This is a genomic window from Actinomycetota bacterium, from assembly GCA_005774595.1.
In the GTDB taxonomy this organism is placed as follows: domain Bacteria; phylum Actinomycetota; class Coriobacteriia; order Anaerosomatales; family D1FN1-002; genus D1FN1-002.
Genome location: VAUM01000249.1, coordinates 1 through 2992, shown reverse-complemented (window position 1 = coordinate 2992; position 2992 = coordinate 1). Strand labels below are relative to the sequence as shown.

The 2992-nt window shown below is 66.7% G+C and carries 4 protein-coding genes; 1 reads left to right on the top strand and 3 read right to left on the bottom strand.

Annotated features, from left to right (window positions below):
* Positions 1 to 664, top strand: a 664-nt coding sequence (locus FDZ70_08685) for an IS256 family transposase (protein ID TLM72099.1), incomplete at its 5' end; no start/stop codon positions are given.
* Between the two features lie 220 nt (positions 665 to 884).
* Here the strand turns inward: FDZ70_08685 and FDZ70_08680 are convergent.
* The 3 genes from FDZ70_08680 to amrS all read right to left on the bottom strand — a co-directional run bounded on the left by FDZ70_08680 (position 885) and on the right by amrS (position 2991).
* Positions 885 to 1127, bottom strand: coding sequence for a hypothetical protein (locus FDZ70_08680; GenBank protein TLM72098.1), 243 nt, complete (start codon positions 1125 to 1127; stop codon positions 885 to 887).
* A 74-nt stretch (positions 1128 to 1201) separates the two neighbouring features.
* Complete coding sequence (locus tag FDZ70_08675) at positions 1202 to 1579, bottom strand: hypothetical protein (protein ID TLM72097.1); 378 nt, start codon at positions 1577 to 1579, stop codon at positions 1202 to 1204.
* Positions 1580 to 1995: 416 nt separating this feature from the next.
* The gene (amrS, locus tag FDZ70_08670) at positions 1996 to 2991 is read right to left on the bottom strand and encodes an AmmeMemoRadiSam system radical SAM enzyme (GenBank protein TLM72096.1); all 996 of its coding nucleotides are present in this window, start codon (positions 2989 to 2991) and stop codon (positions 1996 to 1998) included.
* Position 2992 lies beyond the last annotated feature (1 nt).

Below are 2992 nucleotides of genomic sequence, written 5' to 3'. Positions count from 1 at the left end.
AGGACGCCGCGAGATCGTCGGGCTCGACATCTTCACGGAAGAGACGGCCTCGGCATGGACGGTGTTCCTGCGCGATCTGGTCTCCCGTGGTCTTTCCGGCGTGCGTCTCGTCGTGTCCGACTCGCACGCAGGCCTCGTCGCGGCGATCGAGGCCGCACTGCCCGGGGCTGCCTGGCAGAGGTGCCGCACGCACTTCATGCGCAATGTGCTGTGCCGCGTGCCCAAGTCCGCCCAGCCGTTCGTGGCCACGCTCGTACGCACCGTCTTCGCCCAGCCGAGCGCCGAAGAGGTCGCAGCCCAGCTCGCCCGGGTCACGGAGAAGCTCGAAGGCCGGTTTCCCGAGGTCGCCGTCATGCTCGACAAGGCCGTCGCCGACATCACGGCGTTCGCGACCTTCGCGACCGCGCACTGGCGCCAGATCTGGTCCAACAACCCCCAGGAGCGTCTGAACCGCGAGATCCGGCGCCGCAGCGACGTGGTGGGCATCTTCCCGAACCGCGAGTCCATCATCCGGCTCGTGGGCTCCGTGCTCGCCGAGCAGCACGACGAGTGGCAGGTGGCGAGGCGCTACATGTCGGCCGAGTCGCTCGAGAAGACCATGCAGCCGCTGCTGCTGGACGACAGGATCGATCAGGAGGTGGTGCCCGCGCTCATGGCCGGCTGAGCGAAAGGCTCGGGGCCGGAGCAGAGGGCTTCATACACCACTTGACGGGACGTGGCCTACCCATCCGCGTCGAGACTACGAGTGTATGGCACCCCATAGGCGGCGGCGTCGACTTGCGTCCGCAAAGAAGCGTCGTCACGCTCAGTCACAGGCGCCTCCCGTCTCCGCAATCCATTCTACGTGGCGACGCAAGGGCAACGGGCGGGCAGGGTGCTACCCGCTATCCCCTCGGGAGTCCAAGAATCGCGCCGACGGCCCCGAACACGATGGCTGCTGCTCGCAGGAAGTCCGCCCGGCCGTCGCCGGCCACACCCAGCGTGAACAGCATGACGCCCACGACCAAGAGAATCAGCCCGAGCACCCTGACCGCGCCCTCCCAGAAGCGGATCGCGAGAACGGTCGTGTAGTCGGGGAACTCCTCGACTGCGTAGGGGTTGCGCCGATAGAAGCGCCGGCGCTGCATGAGTACCACGAGCAGAAGGCCGAACGCCCACGACGCGACACCCGCCGCAATCCACGCCCATGTCGGCCACGTGCTCAGAAGGAGTCGTCCGCGTAGTGCGCCGATTGGATGAAGTCGTCGCGGGCTTTCAGATGGAGGATGCACTCATAGTCCCGGAACACCAGCACCAAGTGCTGCAGGACGGAAGTGCCCAAGATGACAAACGGTAGCTCTACGTCCTTGGCAGTCACCACGACGACCGGAAGTCCATCCAGAATGATGTCTTGCCACGTGTCCGAAGGAGACTTGATCCTCAGCCCCAATCGGTACACGGGCTGATCCTTCAGCTCGTAGCGCGCAAACCGGATGTTCCCAGTGAGTGACTCGACTGGACCGAGGTCCAGGTTCTCGAGGGCACTCTCCAGTACAATCGTGTGACGAGATCCCGTGTCGACCAGAGCGGTGTACCCCACGCTCTCGCCATCGGCAAGAAAGGCGACATTGACGCAAGGGCGAGTCTCCACGCCGTCGGGTGTCGCGTTGAATGAGTAGTCGACGCGCAAGAGATGCGCTAGATGGCCGAGTAGGTCGTGTCGGAGAAGTCTCCCCGGGGGCAGTATTGCGCGCGCACCTTCGAGCGATCAGCCTCTGGAATGCTGTTGATCGCGTCTTTGATGCTTGGGGAAGCGGCGACGATCTTCGCGCCGCTCACTAGAACCCACTCACCTCTGTGCTTGCGCATTTCTCGAGCCAATGCCTGCGCCTGTCGGCGAGTCATCGCACTCACTCCCTCTCCCGGCCACCTTGAAGGTGGCGATGCAACGCAATCTTATATCACTTTCTCACTCGCACCTGCATCTCCCCGCGTGCGCGACGGGCCGCGCCCGGGTCACTCGACGAGGTTGAGCGAGGTGCCGCAGGCGGCGCAGGAGCCGCTCGCGGTCGCGCGCTCGCGCACCATGTATCCGCTCCGCCGGACCGCGACCACGCCGCAGTTCGGACACACGGTGTCCTCACCTCCCGGGACGGACACGTTGCCGACGTACACGAAGCGCAGGCCTTCCTCGCGACCGATCAGCCGCGCGTGCTCGAGGGTCTCGGCCGATGTGGGCGGCGTGTCGGCGAACTCCAGGTACGGCACGAACCCCGTCACGTGCCAAGGCGTGTCGACCCCGAGGGCGTCACGGACCCACGCCGCGATGCCGCGCAGGGTCGCCTCGTCGTCGTTGACGCCGGGGACGACGTTGGTCACCACCTCGACGTGCATCCCCCAGCGCCTAGCGGCGCGTTCCGCGGCGGCGAACACCGGCTCGGGCGAGGTCACCTTGCACAGCCGGCGGTACTGCTCGGCGGTGAGCCCCTTCACGTCCACGCGCCACACGTCGATGAGCGGCCCGAGGACGTCGAGCGCCTCGGTGGTGATGTACCCGTTCGTCACCATGATTGTGAAGAGGCCCCGCTCGCGGCACAGACGGGCGACGTCCACAACGTACTCGAGCCAGATGACCGGCTCGTTGTACGTGAACGCGACGCCGGGACACCGGTACGAGCGCGCCATCTCGACTGCACGCTCGGGCGTCAGCGTGTGCGCGTCGCCGAGGTCGTCCGGGCCGGCGCGGCTGATCGACCAGTTCTGGCAGTGCCCGCAGCGCATCGAGCAGCCGACGCTGCCGAGCGACAGGACCTGCGTCCCTGGGAAGTAGTGGAACACCGGCTTCTTCTCGACCGGGTCCGCGGCGATCGACGAGATGAGCCCGTACGTCAGCGGCACCATGCGCCCGCCTTCGTTCCGGCGCACCCCGCAGTACCCCTCCCGCCCCTCGGCGATGAGGCACGCGTGCGGGCAGACGCCGCACCGCAGGCGGTCGCCCTCGACGGTCCACAGG